Annotated in this window: 13 protein-coding genes; 4 read left to right on the forward strand and 9 right to left on the reverse strand. The window is 46.4% G+C overall.

The window, feature by feature from the left end; genetic code table 11:
• Position 1: 1 nt before the first annotated feature.
• The 5 genes from HYN43_RS03870 to HYN43_RS03890 all read right to left on the reverse strand — a co-directional run bounded on the left by HYN43_RS03870 (position 2) and on the right by HYN43_RS03890 (position 9,013).
• Positions 2-1,432 (reverse strand): NAD-dependent succinate-semialdehyde dehydrogenase, encoded by a 1,431-nt coding sequence (locus HYN43_RS03870; protein WP_119408206.1) that lies wholly within the window; start codon positions 1,430-1,432, stop codon positions 2-4.
• Positions 1,433-1,527: 95 nt separating this feature from the next.
• Positions 1,528-2,826, reverse strand: a complete 1,299-nt coding sequence (locus HYN43_RS03875) for an aspartate aminotransferase family protein (protein WP_119408207.1) — start codon at positions 2,824-2,826, stop codon at positions 1,528-1,530.
• A gap of 44 nt (positions 2,827-2,870) precedes the next feature.
• Positions 2,871-4,463, reverse strand: coding sequence for a flavin monoamine oxidase family protein (locus HYN43_RS03880; protein WP_119408208.1), 1,593 nt, complete (start codon positions 4,461-4,463; stop codon positions 2,871-2,873).
• 93 nt (positions 4,464-4,556) lie between these two features.
• Positions 4,557-5,924 (reverse strand): RagB/SusD family nutrient uptake outer membrane protein, encoded by a 1,368-nt coding sequence (locus HYN43_RS03885; RefSeq protein ID WP_119408209.1) that lies wholly within the window; start codon positions 5,922-5,924, stop codon positions 4,557-4,559.
• 11 nt (positions 5,925-5,935) lie between these two features.
• Entirely contained in the window at positions 5,936-9,013 is a 3,078-nt protein-coding gene (locus HYN43_RS03890) for a SusC/RagA family TonB-linked outer membrane protein (RefSeq protein WP_119408210.1), read from the reverse strand.
• Between the two features lie 327 nt (positions 9,014-9,340).
• On the opposite strand from HYN43_RS03890, the gene HYN43_RS03895 reads away from it, so the two are divergent.
• The 3 genes from HYN43_RS03895 (at position 9,341) to HYN43_RS03905 (ending at position 12,129) form a co-directional block, all read left to right on the forward strand.
• Positions 9,341-10,372, forward strand: coding sequence for a hypothetical protein (locus tag HYN43_RS03895; RefSeq protein WP_119408211.1), 1,032 nt, complete (start codon positions 9,341-9,343; stop codon positions 10,370-10,372).
• Positions 10,373-10,618: 246 nt separating this feature from the next.
• A complete protein-coding gene (locus HYN43_RS03900; RefSeq protein ID WP_119408212.1) occupies positions 10,619-11,476 on the forward strand; it encodes an SDR family oxidoreductase in 858 nt (285 codons plus the stop codon).
• A 71-nt stretch (positions 11,477-11,547) separates the two neighbouring features.
• Positions 11,548-12,129: a Crp/Fnr family transcriptional regulator gene (locus HYN43_RS03905; protein WP_119408213.1), complete on the forward strand. Its 582-nt coding sequence runs from the start codon at positions 11,548-11,550 to the stop codon at positions 12,127-12,129.
• Here HYN43_RS03905 and HYN43_RS03910 read toward each other — a convergent pair.
• Complete coding sequence (locus tag HYN43_RS03910) at positions 12,126-12,716, reverse strand: HD domain-containing protein (RefSeq protein WP_119408214.1); 591 nt, start codon at positions 12,714-12,716, stop codon at positions 12,126-12,128. The two genes, HYN43_RS03905 and HYN43_RS03910, sit on opposite strands and share 4 nt — an antisense overlap.
• A gap of 170 nt (positions 12,717-12,886) precedes the next feature.
• Here HYN43_RS03910 and HYN43_RS03915 point away from each other — a divergent pair, with 170 nt between their 5' ends.
• Entirely contained in the window at positions 12,887-13,333 is a 447-nt protein-coding gene (locus HYN43_RS03915; protein ID WP_119408215.1) for a DoxX family protein, read from the forward strand.
• Between the two features lie 49 nt (positions 13,334-13,382).
• Here the strand turns inward: HYN43_RS03915 and HYN43_RS03920 are convergent, their stop codons facing one another.
• The 3 genes from HYN43_RS03920 to HYN43_RS03930 are packed head-to-tail and all read right to left on the reverse strand — an operon-like array spanning position 13,383 to position 16,142.
• Positions 13,383-14,924 carry an FAD-dependent monooxygenase gene (locus tag HYN43_RS03920; RefSeq protein ID WP_162996303.1) on the reverse strand — a complete coding sequence of 514 codons (1,542 nt, stop codon included), beginning with the start codon at positions 14,922-14,924 and terminating at the stop codon, positions 13,383-13,385.
• 50 nt (positions 14,925-14,974) lie between these two features.
• A complete protein-coding gene (locus HYN43_RS03925; RefSeq protein WP_119408217.1) occupies positions 14,975-15,214 on the reverse strand; it encodes a hexameric tyrosine-coordinated heme protein in 240 nt (79 codons plus the stop codon).
• Positions 15,215-15,269: 55 nt separating this feature from the next.
• Positions 15,270-16,142, reverse strand: a complete 873-nt coding sequence (locus tag HYN43_RS03930; protein WP_119408218.1) for an AraC family transcriptional regulator — start codon at positions 16,140-16,142, stop codon at positions 15,270-15,272.
• Positions 16,143-16,344: the final 202 nt, after the last annotated feature.

The raw sequence follows: 16,344 nt of genomic DNA on the forward strand, positions 1-16,344 counted from the left end.
CTTACAATCCCCCAATACTTATCAGCTTTTTCTCCATATACTCATACAACCCCTCACTACCGCTTTCATGCCCCTGTCCGCTCTGTTTCCATCCTCCAAAAGGCGATTCGGTGCCATGTGGGGCCCATTCATTGATGCCTACAATACCAAACTCCAGCCGTTCAGATGCATAAATGGATGTTTTTAAATTGTTGGTGAAAACAAAGGATGCCAACCCGTATTCGGTATCGTTTGCCCTGGCAATGGCATCGTCCAGATCATCAAAAGAAAATAAAGGCAGCACCGGACCAAAAATTTCATTTTGGGCAAGCACCGAGGTTTGTTTAAGGTTGCCCACCACGGCAGGCTGCAAAAAATAACCCGATTGCAGATGCGCAGGCATGCCGCCCCCGGTAAAGATCTCGGCCTGTTCGTTAACTGCCTTATCAATTAGCGCCTGCACGCTTTCTTTTTGTTTTTTGGTGATGAGCGGCCCTACGTTAACGCCCTCCTCAAAGCCATTGCCCACCTTAAGTTTGCTTACGTAGCCGGTTACGGCATCGGCAAATTGCTGGTAAATGTTTTTATGGATATAAATGCGTTGCGGCGAAATACACACCTGTCCGTTGTTCCTGAAGCGGGCAATGGCGGTGGCTTTGGCTATAGCATCAACATCCACATCATCAAATACCAGCACCGGCGCGTTTCCGCCCAGCTCGAGCGAGAGTTTGGTATGCGTGCGCGATGCACCATCCATCAGTATTTTACCCACACGGGTGCTGCCGGTAAAGCTTATTTTTTTTAGCAGCGGGTTGCCAAGCATTTCATCGCCAATGGCAGCCGCATCGCCATAAACAATATTTAATACACCCTGCGGCAAACCTGCCTTTACAAGCGCCTGCGCCATGTGGATTGCCGAAAGCGGCGTTTCTTCGGATGGTTTGGCTACTACTGTACAACCTGCAGCAAGCGCGGCTGCCCAGGCGCGCGCGGGATTGTAAGCCGGAAAATTCCAGGCCGTAATAATGCCCGTAACGCCAATGGGCTGGTAAATAACCGAGCTCCGCTTATCCGGCCTGTTGGTGGGGATTACACGACCGTAGGCGCGTTTGGCTTCCTCTGCGTACCACTCAAAAAGGTTGGCGGCAACGGTCCACTCGCCTTTGGCTTCGGGCAGGGGTTTGCCGCTTTCAAGTACCATGTCGCGGGCAATGTTATCCAGGTTTTCGCGCAGATAGTTAGCTGCCTTTTTTAGGATCTCGGCCCTTTGGTATGGTGTGGTTTTGCTCCACGAACCGAAGGCTTTATACGCAGCATCGATAGCCGCACGGCAATCGGCAGCGTTGCCGGCGCTTAGCGTATCAATAACCTGTTCGGTAGCCGGATCTGTTAAATCCATCTCGTTTTTATCTGCCGCTACTACCCATTCGCCATTGATGAATTGTTGTTTCATGTTGTATTTATGATTTTTCCCCAGTGCCGGCCTTACGAGGTTTTTAAAACTTCGTAGAGCTTTAACAAGAGGTTTTTATAATTGGTCAAAAAAAATTATGCCGTTAACTCCGCCAATCCAGCTTCAATAACATCCAGCCCCGCATTAAGCAAAGCCTCATCAATAATCAGCGGACTAAGCACCCTGATCACATTACCGTTAACCCCGGCGTTTATTACAATCACGCCGTGTTGGGCACAGTAGCTGATGAGTTTTTTGCAGAGAACATCATCCGGTTTAAAAGGATCACCATCAATAACCAGTTCAAAAGCCATCATGGCACCGAGGCCCCGTACATCACCAACGGCGTTGTACTTTGCCTTCATGGCTTCAAAACGAGAGCGTACGATATCGCCAACTTTTGTACCGAGGGCATTGATGTCAATCTCCTCCATGTACTTGATGGTAGCCAGCGAGGCCGCGCAACAAACCGGGTTACCGGGATAGGTGCCGCCGATGGTTGATGGTTTACAGGCATCCATAATATGTGCCCTGCCAATAACCGCGCCGATGGGCATACCGCTTCCCATCGATTTTGCCCAGGTTGAAATATCGGGCGTTACCCCGTAATGTTCATAAGCAGCCCATTTACCGGTGCGGCCGAAGCCGCTTTGCACCTCATCCAAAATCAATAAAATGCCATATTTATCGCATACTTCGCGCAGGCCGCGCAGGTATTTTGCCGGTACCACATTAAAGCCGCCCTCGCCTTGTACGGGCTCCATAATAATGGCGGCAACCTGGTCGGCAGGTACATGGGTGTGAAAAAATGTTTCCAGCTCGCGTAAATGCACATCTGAGAAATCATCAATACTCAGATCCTTGCCATAACGATAATAATCAGGGAATGGGATCCGGTAAACCTCGGGCGCAAAGGGGCCGCAGCCCAGTTTGTAGCCAACTTTGGAGGTTAAGGTCATGGCCATCATGGTACGGCCGTGGAAACCGCTTTCGTAACAGATCACGGCTGGTCTTCCTGTTGCCTGGCGGGCAATTTTAATGGCGTTCTCAACGCTTTCGGCGCCCGAGTTGGTGAGCATTACCTTGGTGCTATCGCCGTGTGGTAGTAGCGTAGCCAGTTTTTCGGCCAGTTGCAGGTACAAATCGTAAGTGGCTACATTAAAGCTGCAATGGATCATCTTTGCCGCTTGCTCGGCAATGGCGGCTACCACGGGCGGCGGGCAATGCCCGGCGTTCACCACACCTATTCCTCCGGCAAAATCAATCATCTCCCGGCCATCCGCGTCGGTTATAATCGCCCCGCTGGCATGCTCCGCCGTTGATGGGTTAAAGATACCGATGGCGTTGGGTACGTATTTTTTTCTTTTAGCTAACAGTTGTTCTGAATTGCTCATAAGCCCCCTCTCAATCTCCCCCGGTAGGGGAGAATTCTTTTTGTTTATAATGATTTTTGTTTGGTTTTGTGTGATAAGGAAAGCCCTCCCTTCCGGGGAGGGTTGGGTGGGGCTGCCACCAGTTTTGTAATCATTTCTGCCGCTAACCTACCGGTTTGCGCCGCGCCGTTCATATATCCCTGGCAGTTGAGGCTTACATGTTCGCCGGCGAAATAGATCTGGCCTACGGGCACGGCTTCCCAGCCTGCTATAGTGCTCCATTGCCCTTTTTTAAACGTGCTGTAACCACCCATGTTGTATGGGTACTGGCTCCATAAAAATTTCACTGTTTTGCTGTTGAAGCCTTTTTGCGCACCGGGATAAATTTTTTCCAATTGGGGCACTATTCGCCTGGTTAAATCCTCAATTTTTTCATTGTTAAGTGTATTGATGATATGGCCGCCGCCAAACAGGGTAAAACTTGCTTCGCTTTGTGATTGCATCTGGCTGCTGTCCCATCCGCAGCCCAATTCCAGGTCGGTAAAGGTATAGCCTGTTTTGCCTGCTTTGCGCCAGGCCTTATCGTTAAAACCCATAATAAACTTACCGCTGTTTCCGTAGCCTAATTCATCAATACTTTTGCGTTTGGCGGAAGGCATGGGTACATCAAAATTTATTTTGCGCAGTATGGTGAATGGTATGGCCATAATTACATAATCGGCATTTACTTTTTTAACAGCACCGCGGTGCTCAAAGCTTAATTGATATTGGTTTGTTTTATTTTGGCTGATGGCTGTAAGCTTATGCCCGGTTAAAACCTGGGCTTTAACCTGCTCATAAAGCTTATCGGTTAAATGCCCGCTGCCGCCTTTTATTTTAAACACCTCGTGCTCATCACCAAAAAGCTCATATTCCTTTTCGGCAGCCACCGGTTCGGTAAACATTATGAGGAAGTTAAGGGCCGATTGTTCGGTGGTTTCCATGCCGTACTCCATGGTAAGCACTACATTCAAAAGCCTGTATAGCCAACCGGTAATGCCAATTTGGGTAAGATATTGGGCAATAGAAAGCTCATCAAGGTGCCTGAACAAATGACCCGTGGTATGGTCGATTTTTTCGGGTAACGATTTTACATCTTTTTCTATCAGTTTAACAAAAGGCCGCATGGCTGTTTTCAGGTCTTCGCCGTTGAGGTGTTTGCCTTCAAAGTAAAATGTTTTTGGGTCGAGCTTATCCTCTTTCAGATTGTAAAACTCAACACCAAGCTCCCGGGCCAAGGCAAAAATTTCTGTATGATCGGTATCCACAAACTCACCGCCTATATCGGTGGTGATGCCTTTGCCAAATTTATCGCGGAGGGTAAACATGCGCCCGCCCGCACGGCCCGAGGCTTCGTAAATGGTGCTGTTTATCCCTTTCTTTTTTAACTGGTAGGCCGCATTTAATCCGGCCATGCCGGCACCCACTATAACTATATTACGCCGTTTATCATCAATGGCCAAAGCGTTCAAAGCAGGTGCCAGTGCCAATCCGCCAGCTACCAACCCGGCATCACGCAAAAAGCGGCGTCTGCCCTCGTCTGCCGGAGCAAGGCCATCCGCTTCCCTCAACGAGGAAAAGAAAGCTTTTTTTATAAGATGAACTAACGGACTACGCATAGAGCAATTAGTGAATTAGTGAGTTAGTGAATTAGTGAGGGATAACGGGTTTTTAATTCGCTAATTCACTAACTCACTAATTCTCTAAATAATTTAATATCCCTTATTCTGTACTACCACACCACCCGTCGCACTGATCTCGGCCTGCGGTATAGGCATAATCGGGTTTACTTCATCACCTAAAACATCGGCTACCTTTTGTGTCCGGGCCAGGTCAAACAGGCGGTGCCCTTCAAAATTCAGTTCGGCCCGGCGTTCGTTTAGTACGGCGTTCAGGTAAGCCTCATCGGTAGGTACGTTTGCTGCAGTAAGTTTAGCCATACCCCGATGTTGGCGAACGTAGTTCAGATCAGCCAGACCGGCGGTGCGGCCCAGAGCCTCGGCGCGGATCAGGTAAACCTCGGCCAGGCGAATAATATAGGCCGAGTTATCCCTGGTGGTTTCGCCACGGTATTTTTCGGTGCGGCCATCGGGCTGAATGCTCTGGTCAACATTTTCATAATCAACCAGGGCCGAGCGGGCATCGGTAGGCCGACCTGTAAAAAACGTGTTCAGGTCTTCGGCAGCCAGGAAGGTAACATCGGTGCGCAAGGCATCATCGCGTACATAGGTAAGGCCGTTATAGGCGCTGTTATTTTGCTGATCGAAAACCAGTTCGAATACGCTTTCTCCGGTGTTTTTTTGCGTGTAGATCTTGGTGAACTCGGCCGTTGCCAGCAGCGCATAATTGCTGTTGTTGATAACCAGAGTGGCAGTGGTAGCGGCACCGGCCTTGTTGCCCTGGTACAGATAAACCCTGGCCAATAAAGCATTGGCCGCAGCCTGCGAGGCGTATTTACTGCCATTATCAGTATTTAACAGTTTAACGGCCTGTTGGGCATCGGCAATGATCTGTTTATATGAGTCGGCTACGCTGCTCCGTTTAACAGGTGTTGCCGGATTAGCCGTTGAGGTCACTATCGAGATACCAAAAGCCGAGGCATTATCCCAATGCTCGCCAAACATACGCAGTAAATCAAACGATGCCAGGCTGCGGATAAAGTAGGCCTCGCCTTTTATGTTTGATAGCTCGGTGGCATCGGTGCCGGGCACTTTGTCGGCGTTTTCGATGATCTTGTTGGCGGCGTAGATGGAGTTATAGATCTGGATATAAATGGCCGAAGTGTAAATATTGCTTGGCGATACGGCCTTATTGGCGATATCGGTTAAATCGATTACATCGTAGCCACCTGTGGTACCGTTATCTGAGTAGCATTCGGCCAGCAGCGGGTAGTAACCGCCATAATAATTTTTGCTTTGCAGCGTGCTGTACATGCCTATGCGGGCACTGCGCAAACCGGCAACGTTTTTAAACACTGTGGCATCGGCAACTTCGTTAGGCGAGGTTACATCCAGCACCTTTTTGCACGATGTTTGGGCAACTGCTATCAGCAACAGAATAATTGATATATATTTTCGCATAACCGGTTCAATTAAAATTTAAAGTTTACACCCAATAAAACTGTGCGGGCCTGCGGATAGGCCGCGTAATCAACCCCCGCCGTAGTTGGCGAGCTACCCCCGTTCGAGCTCACTTCCGGGTCGAAGCCATAGTATTTGGTAAAGGTGGCCAGGTTTTGGGCCTCTAAATAAATACGCAGCGAGCTAAATGCCTTAGGGTGCTTCGGCCTGATGGTATAACCAAGGTTAACGGTCCTGATCCTTAAAAACGAGGCATTTTCAATAAACTGCGATGAGTTTTGCAGGTAGTTTTGAAACACCATGGATGCCCTCGGAATATCGGTTATATCCCCCGGATTTCGCCAGCGTTTGTTAACTATGGTGGCATTGTTGGCATACACCTGGTAAAGGTACTGGTCGTCATAACCACCATCGCTCCAGCCCAGGGTTTGGTAAGTTGAGCGGATGAGATTGTACACTTTGTTACCCACGCTAAACTGGGTTGATATATTCAGATCAAAATCGCCATAGCGCAAATTGTTGGTAAAGCCGCCAAAATAATCGGGAGTGGCTTTACCCAATACCTGCTGATCGTTGCTGAATTTAGGTAAGCCTGTTTGCGGATCAACCCCCAAGTATTTGTAGCCATAAAATGAACCAACCGATTCGCCAACTTTAAGGATGTGGGTAGGGAAGAGGTCGCTGTAGGCAAACAGCAGTTGGTTATCTGATGATAGCTCCAGTATTTTGCTTTTGATAAAACTTACGTTAAGGGTGGTGGTCCAGCTAAATTTATCGGTTTTAATGGGGTAAGCACTTACCGAAAACTCCAGACCCGTATTCTGAATATTACCGGCGTTAATGGTACGCGTTGCAAAACCGGAGGTAGCCGGCAGCGGCGCTTCGCTCAATAATTCGGTGCGGTTACCTTTGTAGGCTTCTATTGATCCGCTTATTTTACCACCGTACAACTCAAAATCCAAACCGGCATTGATCATTTTATTGCGCTGCCAGGTTAAATCAGGATTACCTATATTGCGCGGTTTTAAACCCGACACGCCATCATAGCGGCTGGGCTGATAATAACTCTGATACTGAAAATCGCCTATTTCCTGGTCGCCGCTAAGGCCGTAGCTAAAACGGAGCTTGAGGTTGGTGAGCCATTTGGAGCCATCAAGAAATTTCTCTTTAGAGATAACCCAGCCGGCAGATACTGCAGGGAAAAATCCCCAGCGCCGGGAAGGATCAAAACGGGATGAACCGTCATCACGAATGCTGGCCGAGATCAGGTATTTATCATCATAAGCATAATTGGCCCTAAACAGGAATGATAACAAGCCCCACCCCGAATGCAGGCCGGTGGCACCGGTGATGGTTGATGCACTTGAAATATTGGTAAGCCCCGTACCCTCCGGAAATCCCTGCGCGTTGATGGAGGTGTTTTCGGTGCGGGTTGATTGTGCGGTGAAACCGCCCAGTAAATTGATACTGTGTTTTTGGGCGAATGTATTTTGGTAGGTTAGGGTATTCTCGTTAATAAGCGTGGTATTGGTATAGGTGCCTTTGATAGCCTTGCCGCCCACGGCCGAAGCATCGGATGTGATGGCGTCAAAAAACTGGTCATCACCCAGGCTGGTGTAATCGGTGCTGAATGAGGCGCGGAATTTCAGGTTTTTTAATACCTCAATATCGGTAAATACGCTACCCAAAAAACGGTAATTTTTGGTAAATGCCTGGATCTCTTTGGCGGATTTTACGGGGTTGTCGCTCAGCCAGCTGGCTTCGTACTGGGTATAGTCGGCGTATGAGCCGTCTTTATTGTAAACCGGCATTAAAGGCGATGCACCCAGCGCGTTGGTTACAATACCGGTATAGGTATCATCATTAAAACTGCGGCGGTTTTTGGCATAGGTGAATGATGATGTAGTGCCGATGCTTACCCGCTCGCTCACCTTGTTATCCAGGTTAAAGCGAAACGAAGCCCGTTTATAATAGTTTTCTATCACGATACCCTGCTGGTCGAAATAGCTGCCCGAGATAAAAAATTTGGTTTTATCACTGCCGCCGCGTGCCGATAATTGAATGGAACTGATGGGGGAGGTACGCAAAATCTGGTCGAGCCAGTTGGTGTTTACCTTTGATTTCCAGTTATTGGGCAGCGGGTTGGTAAGCACCGCCGGGTTAAAGCCATCCGGAAACTGGGTTGGATCCTGGTTGTAAAGCTTTAAATCCTGCTTGCGGGCGTCTTCTTCCAAAGCTACAAAACCCTGGTTATCCAAAAACGGGATGGTATGCGCTACGTGTTGTACGCCGCTGTAGCTATCAAAACTAAACTCGGTTTTGCCGTTTTTGCCATGTTTGGTGGTGATGAGCACAACGCCGTTGGCCGCCCGCGCACCATAAATAGCCGCTGCCGAAGCATCTTTCAAGATCTGCATCGATTCGATATCGTCGGGATTGATGTCGGATATCGAGCTGATATTCTGGCCTTGGCCAACAACCGTACCATCAGTAGTGTAGGAGGTGGAGAGTGAAGAATTGCTTTCGCTGATCATCGGGATCCCGTCAACCACATAGAGGGGGTTACTGGCTCCGCGCACGCTTACTAATAAACCGGCACCGGGCGTTCCCGATGGGGTGGTTACCAAAATGCCGGGTATTTTGCCCTCAATGCTCTGGGCCAGGTTGGATACCGGCTGATCTCTGAAATCTTTATTGCTGATGGTGCTGATGGCCGATGTGAGGTTTGATTTTTTTTGCGTGCCGTAACCCACCACCACCACATCATTCAGCTGGCTTTTGGTTTCTTCCAAAACAATGGCAATGGTATTTTTGCCGGCAACATTGGCCGTAAATGTTTTAAAGCCTACGTAGGATATGGTTAACACCGGGTTGGCAGCCGGCACGGCGATAGAAAAGCCGCCGTCGACCGCTGTTATAGCGCCTTTGTTGGTACCTTTTATAAATACCGAAGCACCAACAACGGGCTGGCCCTGATCATCTTTAACGGTTCCTTTTACGGTATGATCCTGTGCAAGGGCTATGGCAGGTGCCACTAAGCAAAGCCATATGTTTAAAACAGTAAATAATAAGCGTAAAGGTTGTTTCATAGCGTGGTTTTAGGTGATTATTTACATTTTTATTCGGGAAAAGAACGGGTGTGGGGTGTTTTATAAATATCACTAAGTCAGATGAGGAAAAATATAAGTCAAAAATATTTTTTAAACTATTTTTTAATCGTTGATATACAGGAGTTTGGAATTGGTCATAAATAAGTCTAATTTTAAGTCAGAAGTTTTGACTGCTTTTGATCACAAGGAGAGGGATTGGTGAGATACCGGTTGTGACTTAGTGTATCTTGTTTTGGTAATAAACTATTTGTTTTACCCGGATTTTTCTTTTGTTAACTGAAGAAAAATTAAAATTATCTGCCATTAATGCATTTATCCCGAAAAATACAAAAGGCAATAGCCGATCATCAACAAATATTAGCTGCTTTAAAGCTGAAAGGCAAGGAAAATAACTGGGTTAATTTTACACGAACCCAGTTTAACCTGGTTGCGCGGGTTATTAATAAGCAGATAAGCAAAGAAGTAATAGCAAATCCCGATCTGGTAGAAATGGGCCTGATCATTGGGCGGCAGCAGCTCAATAATCACCTCGAAACCCTCCGCTGCCACAATGTTTACGATTTTATAAAGTACCTGGGCAATATGGGCGAGTACCGCGTTTTTAACTGGATAAGCGGCAAAACCCTGCAAAGCTACTGGAACGGCGGCGAAGCCAAATATGTAAAGGCAAACGCCTTACTGGTTTTTTTACAGGTGCCCTTTAACCAATGGGACGAATGGCAAAAGGAAACCGGTAAAAGCACCGGCCCGTACCGGCATAGCCTGGCCAAAGCGCCGGTTATTGGGATGGGGCAGGGTAAATCATCAATGGCTGTTATTAAAAGTTATTTTTTGGGGAACTATTTTTTATACTATCAAAAAACAGATGGCAGCAAAAATGTAATTAAAACGCCTTTTGTTTTAAAGGAGAGTGACAGCGGACAGGTAATTGTTCAATCGGTATCTGAGGGGCACCGGTATAGCGGCAAGGTGATTGGCATACGCGATGGCTGCCTGTACATTAACTGCCAGAACCTTGATTTTGAGGAGATGGAACAGTATGTATTTAACCTGGGCCTCGAAACCAAGCCCGAGGTGCTTTTCGGGGTAAGCAATACCGTGAGCGTTAAAAACCGGCAGGCGGTAGCGCTTAAAAATATCCTCGTTAAACAAAAAAGTAACGATCCGGCTTTTGAAAGTATTCCGGAGGCTGAAATTCCATTCAGCAGGTATTATGATACGGATTCGGAGGAGGCTATTATTGTGAATTATCTTAAGCAATCGCCTAATAATATTATCACTACCGCTACCTGTTGTAACCTGGATGATATTGCGGGGTTGGCGAGGGAAAGTGCCTGAATGATATGCTTTTAAAGCCTGTGTGCGGGAAAGCGAGGACTTGGAACGGATAGCCCGGCCGCAGGCAACGCCCATGTTCAGTTTGCAGTTAGGATTTGGCAGTTTGCGGTTGCGAGCCTGGGATGCGGCGTAATTTTCAAACAATCCTTCCTATCCCGCTTGATAAATGTCAAGTTTCTTTTTATCATACATCAATGTGCAGGTTTTGGGGGCGGGGTACATTTGTATCAACAAAAACGATACAAAATGTCAAAAACAATTTTTATAACCGGAACAAGTACAGGGTTTGGTAAATTAACCACTATTACCCTGGCAAATGCAGGCCATACCGTTATTGCCGGTATGCGCGGAGTGAATGGGAAAAATGAAGCTGTTGCCAAAGAGCTTTCGGCATTGCCCAATGTTGAAGTGGTGGAGATAGATATTACCGACGATGCCTCGGTTAAAGCTGCCTTTGAATATACGCTAACCAAATACGGCCATATTGATGTATTGGTGAACAATGCGGCAGTATCCGGTTTTGGCTTGCTGGAGGGCTACTCTATAGATCAGATTAAACAGATGTTTGAAGTGAACTTTTACGGAACCCTGCGCACCATTTTTGCCGTATTGCCGGGCATGCGTAAAGAAATGAATGGCCTTATCATCAACATCACCACAGGCGCCAGCGGCCATACGCTGCCTTTCATGATTCCTTATTTTGCCTCGAAATTTGGTGTGGAAAGCATTACCGAGGGCTTGCACGACGAGCTTGCACAATACAATATTGAAAACGTGAGCATTCAGCCGGGCGTATATCCTACCGAAATGAACAATGGCAGCAAGGCCGGCGTACATGCTGATAAACCTGAAATTATTGCTGAATATGGCGATGTGGCCGCCCAAAAGTTTAACGCAATGGGCACAGCCCTGTTCAGTAAAATGGCCGAGTTTAATATGGATCCGCAAACTATTGCCGATGGTATTCTGCACCTTGTAGAGATGGAAAAAGGCAGCAGGCCAATGCGCTATCCGCTTGATGCCGTTGCCCAGGGCACCGACCAGGAATTTATTGATGCCCGCGCGGCCATCAAAGCAAAATGGCTGAGCAAATACAATAATTAAACAGCCGGGCTATAAAATAAAGTTTCAACTCAAGGCAAATATCCGCAGATAAAAGGATATTTGCCTTTACTATGTTTGCGCCTTTAAAAGAATACATCAGCCAAAAAGCTACACTTACCGATGCCGATTATGCTAAAATTGAAGCAGTTTGCATTTATAAAAAACTACGCAAAAGGCAATACCTGTTGCAGGAAGGCGATGTTTGGCGATATAACGCTTTTATAGCTAAAGGACTAACACGTTTTTACAGCGTTGACGAAAGCGGCCGTGAAAATATTGTAAGCTTTGCCAGAGAAAACTGGTGGACCGGCGACCGCGCCAGCCTGCTTACCGGCGAACCATCCAAAAATAATATCGACGCCGTTGAGGATACTGAACTGGTGATGATTGCCAATACTAATTTTGAGAAGCTTTGCAAGGAAATACCTGCTTTTAACGATATGGTGAATGCCATTATTAACAAAAGCTTCATTACCAGCCAAAGCCGCATCCAGGCTGCAATAGCTTTCACTGCCGAACAAAAATACCTTGACTTTATAGAAAAATATCCAGATCTATCGGTACGTGTACCGCAAGCCATGATAGCCTCATACCTGGGCATTACGCCCGAAACGTTAAGCCGGGTACGAAAGGAAACGGTAAAAAAACATTAAGCGAGGGTCTGCATCAGGCTGATGTTTTTTTGCTTTAATGGTTGCAGTACGGTTTTGCCGTAATCGGTAAAATATTGATGGTGTTGTAAAAGGTGCAGGTTAATATCCTGCCATTCGGCTTCGGTGTAGCGCTTATCTAAATGTACGGCCCATTCTTGTTTCAGGCAGTGGGCAAAATCCTTATAGTTTTCGTCGGCAAAGTGGCGCATATCGGCATCGCAGATCACCTGTTGGGTAGTGTTTTTGGGCGATTGCGGCATTTTGGTTGCTGCAATGCAATCCCAAACCTGCTGTATAAATTCGTCGCCATAGTGGTGCTGCATTAAAAAGGTGCCGGCTATAACAAGGCTGGTGTCTTCGTGGCCGGTATAGTGGTATAAATAACCGGTATCATGAAACCAGGCCGCTACTTTAACTATAGTGGTTTGATCGCGGTTAAGGCCGCTGTTTTTTGCAATTTCGATAGCAGCGTTAACCACATATTGGGTATGCCGCAAATTATGGAAGTACATGGTTGCCGGCAGTTGCTTTTTCATCAGCATGCTAACGTAGGCGGCAACTTTTTGTACTATATTAATTGCAGGCATTTAACTGCTATACTACCCCCACATTCTGTAGAAAATCTGGATAAATGTTGAGGCAGGCAATCGTTCAACAAAAAAATGACACTTTTATCCATATTGTGTAAACAGGCAAAATTCTGTGTTCAAACAATGATTTATATCCTTATTTTTAAGTCAATAATTAACCTCATTACATGAAAAATACCTACCACATTGCCCAGCTTTATTTACGCCTTGCCCTTGCCATTGGTTTTTTATTACCTGTTGCCGATAGATTAGGCCTCTTTGGGCCCGCAGGCCAAAACGGGGTAAGCTGGGGAAGCTGGGATAATTTTGTGGTTTATACCAACACGCTGATACCCTTTGTTAACCACTGGGTTGCCGGCGTAATGGGTTTTTTGGCCACAGTAGCCGAAGCTTCGATAGCGGTAATGTTTATTGTTGGTTTTAAGATAAGAGTGGCGGCCTTAACAAGCTTTGGGCTTACTTTAATTTTTGCGCTGTGTATGGCCATATTCCTGGGCTTTAAGGCTCCTTTCACTTACTCGGTTTGGGCCGATAGCGCAGGGAGTTTATTGCTGGCATCGATACCTGTTTACAGATGGAGCATTGATAATAAATATGATGAAACGGATAATTGAGGCTTGAATACCAAACGCCGCCTGTGCGCTTGCCGTGTTTAAATTTTGCTTATTTGAAGTTATTGAAATAGCCGGACAATAAGGCTGTATTCATCTCGTCGCTTACGAGGCCTATATACTGATCGGGGCGCAGTAAAATAAACAGTTTACCTTTTACACCGGCCTTGTGCCAGCATGCTGCATGGGGTAGGTTAATCACATTGATATAGCCTTGCAAATGCGCGGGCAAAAAATCATGCTGCCGGATATCGCCAACGCAAAGCAGGTAGAATTTTGTTTCAGTTAACAGGCTCAGTAAACTTTGCTGATGCCCGTCATGATCAATTAAAATATGAGGGCACCTGTCGCCGGCTTTAAATTTTAATTTTTGCGAACTACAGTTTATTGAGAGCCTGCTTTTGCGATACGAATAACCAATTTGCGATAATGTTTTAAATGCCCGCCGTGAAAAGAACGGAGCAGCCAGAAGCCATTTTAAAAATATCGGAATAAAACATCGGCGAAAATAGTAAACATACCATTGCTGCCCGGTCATGAAGCCGAAGATATTATCAGTAAACCTGAGCAGCCATTGGGCAAATGGATATCGCTCATCATGATAGGTGTTCAGTAATGGTTCGGCTGCTGCTTTGTTTAACACCATAGCCAGTTTCCAGGTAAGGTTATAGGCGTCCTGTAACCCGGTATTCATGCCCTGCCCGCCGGCCGGGCTGTGAATGTGCGCGGCATCGCCCAATAAAAAACAGTGTCCAACCTTAAATTCATCAACGCAGCGGTGGTGCAGCTTATACACCGAAAACCAGTTAAGAGTTTCGATGTTGAACGGTATTTTGGCGGTTGAATGGATAACGGGTTTTAAATCGTCAAAATCAATCTCTTCGGTTGCCATGAAGTGTTGCGGCAGGGTGCCCAGTATGCGGTAGCTACCATTGCCATACATCGGGAAAAAAGCACAAAAACTTTGGCGCGACAGGGAAGCGATGAGTTTATTGGTAGGTTGCAGCCAGTTTAAGTTTACATCGGCCACAAAAAATTTATTTTGATAGGTGCCGCCAATAAAATCAAGACCAAGCTGCTGCCGCACAGTGCTCGATGCACCGTCGCAACCAAGCAAATAATCTGCTTCCACAAAAAAATCTCTGAACGGGTCGGTTTTATCATATAACCGGGCTTGCAGGCCATCTTCGTTTTGTGCAAAACTCACCAGGCTGGTACGCCATAAAACATCGTGACCAAGCATTTTAAGATCGGTATATAGCAGGTCTTCATTTTTAAACTGTTCGAAGGCCTGCAGGTTTGGGAAATCGGTAAGGCCCTGGCCGGCATTAGTTGTTTTCAGCGTGGCTTTTTCACGGCCATTCATAAATATCGAAAAACTATCTATAACCTGTCCCTCTTTTAAAACGGTATCGGCTAATCCCATTTGCCGGTAAATTTCCATACTACGGGCCGTAACCAGCATAGCCCGCGACTCGGCAACGGGCGCGGGCTTGCTATCAATAATAATAAAATTAATGTTAAGGCGGGCCAGTTGGCAGGCGGCCATCAGGCCGGTTGGCCCGGCACCAATAATAATTACCTGTGTTTGCACCAATGTTTGCTGTGCTTGTTTTTCATAACGTTTTGTAGGGCGCGGTAGTATTATCGCCAGTAGTTGTTGGCGGCTGCTATTACAGCAAATTCGGTAGCAACGGTTTGGCCAACGGCTATCAGCATGGCGGCATCTTCGGCATAAATGCCTCGTAATCTGCCGCGTACTTCGGCATCGGGTTGGGTTACTTTAATAATAAGCCTGGCCATTTTTATGGCAAGCTCGCGGCCTTCCTGCGGTGTTGCCGTGATCAGGGTGTTGCCGGGGATGAGTTCTACAGATTCAGACATGATGTTAGTTAATTTTAGGGGTATTAGATGGATATATGTTATTGACGATAGCTATTTAAATAGCCGGCTGCAGCAAGGTACCCTGTTTCCGGTAATCTGAAAAATTGGTACCCGTGGCGTTTTTAAAAAATTTGCTGAAATGTGCCAGATCGCAAAAACCCAGGTCATATGCTATCTGTTTCATGCAACTGTCGGGATACACAGCCTGCCGTTTGGCTTCGCTGGCCACGCGCTGGCGGATGTGATGGCCTGCCGACTGGCCTGTTAATTTTTTCACAACCTCATTAAGATAATTGGGCGTAACCGACAGTTGATCGGCATAATCAGACACCATTTTGTACTCACGGAAGTTTTTCTCAAGCAGGCCCGTAAAGTTTTGTAATATTTCGGTATTGCGTGACGGTTTTGCGGGCTGCGACACGGCCTCAAACTGGCGCGATAAATAAATCAGGAATATTTTGAAATAACGTTTTAAAATCTCGGCCCGGTATAAATTGTGCCTGCTGTATTCTTTCATCATTATTTCGGTAATATCCAGCATGTCTTCGGCCAGCTCGGCATCAATTGTAGTACTTTGCATCATGCTGAATAATTGATAAAAATGCCCGTAGGTAGTTTCGCGACCGTAATCATCGGCATCTAAAAATGAATCAGTAAACGAAATTACATAACCCTGCAAGCCCCCGCCAAAATTAAGATCGTGCAGTTGCCCTGGCTTTATGAGCAACAGTTGATTGATGCTGATACCCTGTTTTTGCAAATTGAGCCTGTAGTGGCCACTGCCGGCCGTGATCCATATCAGCATAAAATAATTGTTTGGGAGATCGATCCCATTATCCCGAACCGATTGGATTGTGTGAATTTTGAAAGGCAGACAACTGGCTGCTTTTTCAAAAGGTAGCGGCGCAAAATCGTTGAAGTGTTTCATGGTTGCTTATTTTAGGGCTGTTAAGCGTTTCGTGCTATTCCCAATATCGTGCCGTTTTTATAAAATACTGAATATTAGGAGTTTGTGATTTTTTTTAAATTAAATAGCTAACGAAATATCATTAAATACACTGTGGTTGATCGAAATATCGCAGCTTATTCCTGTTCCGATTGCTGCGGTTAGTAAAATTTTAGTTGGTTGC

Source organism: Mucilaginibacter celer, assembly GCF_003576455.2.
Taxonomy (GTDB): Bacteria; Bacteroidota; Bacteroidia; order Sphingobacteriales; family Sphingobacteriaceae; genus Mucilaginibacter; species Mucilaginibacter celer.

Excerpts from the sequence above, each read along its gene's own strand:
- HYN43_RS03870 (WP_119408206.1), bottom strand. The coding sequence starts at position 1,432 with ATGAAACAACAATTCATCAATGGCGAATGGGTAGTAGCGGCAGATAAA.
- HYN43_RS03875 (WP_119408207.1), bottom strand. The coding sequence starts at position 2,826 with ATGAGCAATTCAGAACAACTGTTAGCTAAAAGAAAAAAATACGTACCC.
- HYN43_RS03880 (WP_119408208.1), bottom strand. The coding sequence starts at position 4,463 with ATGCGTAGTCCGTTAGTTCATCTTATAAAAAAAGCTTTCTTTTCCTCG.
- HYN43_RS03885 (WP_119408209.1), bottom strand. The coding sequence starts at position 5,924 with ATGCGAAAATATATATCAATTATTCTGTTGCTGATAGCAGTTGCCCAA.
- HYN43_RS03890 (WP_119408210.1), bottom strand. The coding sequence starts at position 9,013 with ATGAAACAACCTTTACGCTTATTATTTACTGTTTTAAACATATGGCTT.
- HYN43_RS03895 (WP_119408211.1), top strand. The coding sequence starts at position 9,341 with ATGCATTTATCCCGAAAAATACAAAAGGCAATAGCCGATCATCAACAA.
- HYN43_RS03900 (WP_119408212.1), top strand. The coding sequence starts at position 10,619 with ATGTCAAAAACAATTTTTATAACCGGAACAAGTACAGGGTTTGGTAAA.
- HYN43_RS03905 (WP_119408213.1), top strand. The coding sequence starts at position 11,548 with ATGTTTGCGCCTTTAAAAGAATACATCAGCCAAAAAGCTACACTTACC.
- HYN43_RS03910 (WP_119408214.1), bottom strand. The coding sequence starts at position 12,716 with ATGCCTGCAATTAATATAGTACAAAAAGTTGCCGCCTACGTTAGCATG.
- HYN43_RS03915 (WP_119408215.1), top strand. The coding sequence starts at position 12,887 with ATGAAAAATACCTACCACATTGCCCAGCTTTATTTACGCCTTGCCCTT.
- HYN43_RS03925 (WP_119408217.1), bottom strand. The coding sequence starts at position 15,214 with ATGTCTGAATCTGTAGAACTCATCCCCGGCAACACCCTGATCACGGCA.
- HYN43_RS03930 (WP_119408218.1), bottom strand. The coding sequence starts at position 16,142 with ATGAAACACTTCAACGATTTTGCGCCGCTACCTTTTGAAAAAGCAGCC.